At 66.1% G+C, this 2665-nt stretch carries 4 protein-coding genes; 3 read left to right on the forward strand and 1 reads right to left on the reverse strand.

Annotation, left to right across the window (positions count from 1 at the left end; genetic code table 11):
- Nucleotides 1-187 (reverse strand): hypothetical protein (locus Q1L59_RS00665; protein WP_300327365.1); only part of this gene is annotated, 187 nt, incomplete at its 3' end.
- Between Q1L59_RS00665 and Q1L59_RS00670 the strand changes: the two genes are divergently transcribed.
- The 3 genes from Q1L59_RS00670 (at nt 180) to Q1L59_RS00680 (ending at nt 2453) form a co-directional block, all read left to right on the forward strand.
- Nucleotides 180-812 (forward strand): hypothetical protein, encoded by a 633-nt coding sequence (locus tag Q1L59_RS00670; protein WP_300327366.1) that lies wholly within the window; start codon nt 180-182, stop codon nt 810-812. The two genes, Q1L59_RS00665 and Q1L59_RS00670, sit on opposite strands and share 8 nt — an antisense overlap.
- A 41-nt stretch (nt 813-853) precedes the next feature.
- On the forward strand, nt 854-1216 hold the full coding sequence (locus Q1L59_RS00675) for a hypothetical protein (protein ID WP_300327367.1): 363 nt from the start codon (nt 854-856) through the stop codon (nt 1214-1216).
- A 334-nt stretch (nt 1217-1550) separates the two neighbouring features.
- Nucleotides 1551-2453 (forward strand): class III extradiol ring-cleavage dioxygenase, encoded by a 903-nt coding sequence (locus tag Q1L59_RS00680; RefSeq protein ID WP_300327368.1) that lies wholly within the window; start codon nt 1551-1553, stop codon nt 2451-2453.
- Nucleotides 2454-2665 lie beyond the last annotated feature (212 nt).

Raw genomic sequence — 2665 nt, forward strand, 5'->3', positions numbered from 1 at the left:
AGCGCAAATGCCTGGTTAGGGGGTTGAGAAACCCCAAAATCAGGGCACAAAGGCGGAAAGGCGAGTCGGCAGCCTCGCTTTCTACGCCACCGCAGAATTGTTCCCTTCCGCGCGACATCGGCGCCCGCTGCCCCGGGTGGCAGTGCTGAAACGAAAAATTCGCAACCTCTGAGTTGTTGATGCGCATGAACACTCTGCTCAACGAAGCTGACAGCCGCGCCGTGCAAGCGGACTACGAGCGCAAGCGGCTGACGCTACGGCGCATCGACGCCGAACTCGGCGGTCCGCCCTTCCGCATCCAGCCCGACGATCCGCTGGCGCTGGAGGTTGCCGCCTACTACCAGGCGAACCGACGGACAGTCGAAGCAGCACTTGACGAGGAGCGCGCGCGACTGGACCGGGCACGGCGCGATCTGGCCGCCGCCGAACAGGTCCGAATGCGCCTGGCAGCCGTTCTGCCGCACTACCGCGAGCAAGAGATGGCCGACGAGAAGCGCGTCCGCGACGGCTTCGCCGGCGCCCTGATGGGCTCGGAGAAACGGCGGGAACGAATCGAGAAGGAACAGGAACTGATCACCCAGGGACACCTGATCGAGTCGGCGCGCGCCGGCATCGCGCAGTCCGAAAAGAAGCTGGCGCAGATCGACTCCGACGCCCGTCGTGCGCTGCACGCCGAACGCAACGACACGCAGGCCGCGCTCGACCGCCTGGCACAGGAAGTCGCCAAACATGCGCACCGCAGGCGGGGGTGGTCAAGGATCTGGCAACGCACACCCGCGGAACGGTCGTCCAGCAAGGCACCGTATTGCTGACGCTGGTTCCGAAGGACGACATCCTGCGTGCGGAAGTCTGAGTGTCGAACGAGGATATCGGCTTCGTCCGCAAGAGTCAGCCGGTGCGGATCAAGCTCGCCGCCTATCCGTTCCAGAAGTACGGCATGCTCGACGGCGAGCTCGAGCACGTCGGCGCCGATGCCGGCGAGCCCACGGCCACGGCGGCCGGCAGCACACCGGGCGACGGCGGGCGCGCCAACGGCTTGCGCTACAAGGCACTGGTCGGCCTACGCCAGACCCGGCTTGAAATCGACGGCGAACGCCTGGAGCTTGCCCCGGGCATGCAGGCCAGCGCCGAGATACACCTGGGCCGCCGGAGCGTCATCGCGTACCTCTTCTCGCCGGTTCAGAAAGCCTGGTACGAAAAGGGGCGCGAGCGCTAAGACACCCGCTGCCCCCACTCGCGGCAGTCAACGAAAACGGGGCGCCTGCAGACGCACGACAACCCGGGCGGCAGAGGCATCGTGGATTGGTGGACGATGCGCTGGCGCACACTCGGGAACACGTGTCGTGGACACGTCGGGCGACGTCGAGACCACGCGCCCCTTCGCTCACAAGCTCCGCCGAGCTTGATTCGTTTCCGATAGAATCCCAGAAGGTCAAAGCGAGGCGCGACACCCGTTATCTGACCGCAACCGGCAGTGTTCAATTTCCCAAAGCAGCCTTCCTGCCCAAACAAGCGCGGCCATCTCGGTTGGAAGACTTGAGGAGATGTCGATGACCGAACATCCGTACCAGGCCTTCCTGCGCGAGGCTCTGCCTGCCAGCGCCGCGCAGCCCGAGTGGATCGAGGCCGACGGCGCGCTGCCCGCGCTCTACCTCAGCCACGGCGCGCCACCTCTGCTGGAGAGCCAGCGCTGGATGGGCGAGCTGTTCGGCTGGGCAGGCAGCCTGCCCAAGCCACGCAACGTCCTGATCGTCAGCGCGCACTGGGAGGCGGCGCCGCTCGCCGTGAGCCAGCCGGCCGCCGGAACACCCCTGATCTACGACTTCGCGGGCTTCGACCCGCTCTACCACCGGATGCGGTACGCCACCCCGGACGCCACGCAGTTGGCCGATCGCGTGGTCGCCATCCTGTCGCACACGCGGTCCAGCCAGGGCGCATCCAGCGAGTCAGCAAGGTCGACCAGCGACGTATACCGCCACCCCCGGCGCGGCCTCGACCACGGCGCCTGGGTGCCGCTGATGACCATGTATCCGGCGGCCGACGTCCCGGTACTGCAACTCAGCCTGCCGACGCAAGACCCGGAGCGGTTGCTCGAGATCGGACGGCGCCTGCGCCCACTGCGCGATGAGGGCACCCTGATCATCGGCTCAGGTTTCATGACCCACGGTCTGCCATTCCTGACTTACGAGCATTTCACCGGAAGAGAACCCGAGCCGTCCTGGTCGCGCGACTTCGACGCCTGGGCCGCGGAAGCCCTGGCCGCCGGTGACATCGAGCAATTGTCGGCCTTCGCCAGCAAGGCGCCGGGAATGCCGTACGCTCACCCCACCGTGGAGCACTTCACACCGCTATTCGTCACTCTCGGCGCCGCGAGCCGGCCTGACCAGGCCGTCCAGACCACCATCGAGGGATACTTCTTCGGCCTGTCCAAGCGGTCGTTCCAGGTCACCTGAGCCGGCGGCACCCTCCGCTCATCCGATCCGCGAGACCGGGGCATGTGCACGTTCGTGCAGCCGATCGTCCACGGCTAAGCGCTGCTCAAATGCAGATTTCCGGATCTCGAAGGAAACCCGGATGGCACGTTAGACCAGCGCAAAGGTCATTCTGGCTCCGGTTTCCGGATGTGGGAATTCCTGCTGGGTGAGTTCGTCGAGGAGGGCGGCGA

The sequence above is a fragment of the Accumulibacter sp. genome, from assembly GCF_029255125.1.
GTDB lineage: Bacteria > Pseudomonadota > Gammaproteobacteria > Burkholderiales > Rhodocyclaceae > Accumulibacter.

Coding starts and splice junctions, on each gene's coding strand:
- Q1L59_RS00670 (WP_300327366.1), top strand. CDS start 180: ATGCGCATGAACACTCTGCTCAACGAAGCTGACAGCCGCGCCGTGCAA.
- Q1L59_RS00680 (WP_300327368.1), top strand. CDS start 1,551: ATGACCGAACATCCGTACCAGGCCTTCCTGCGCGAGGCTCTGCCTGCC.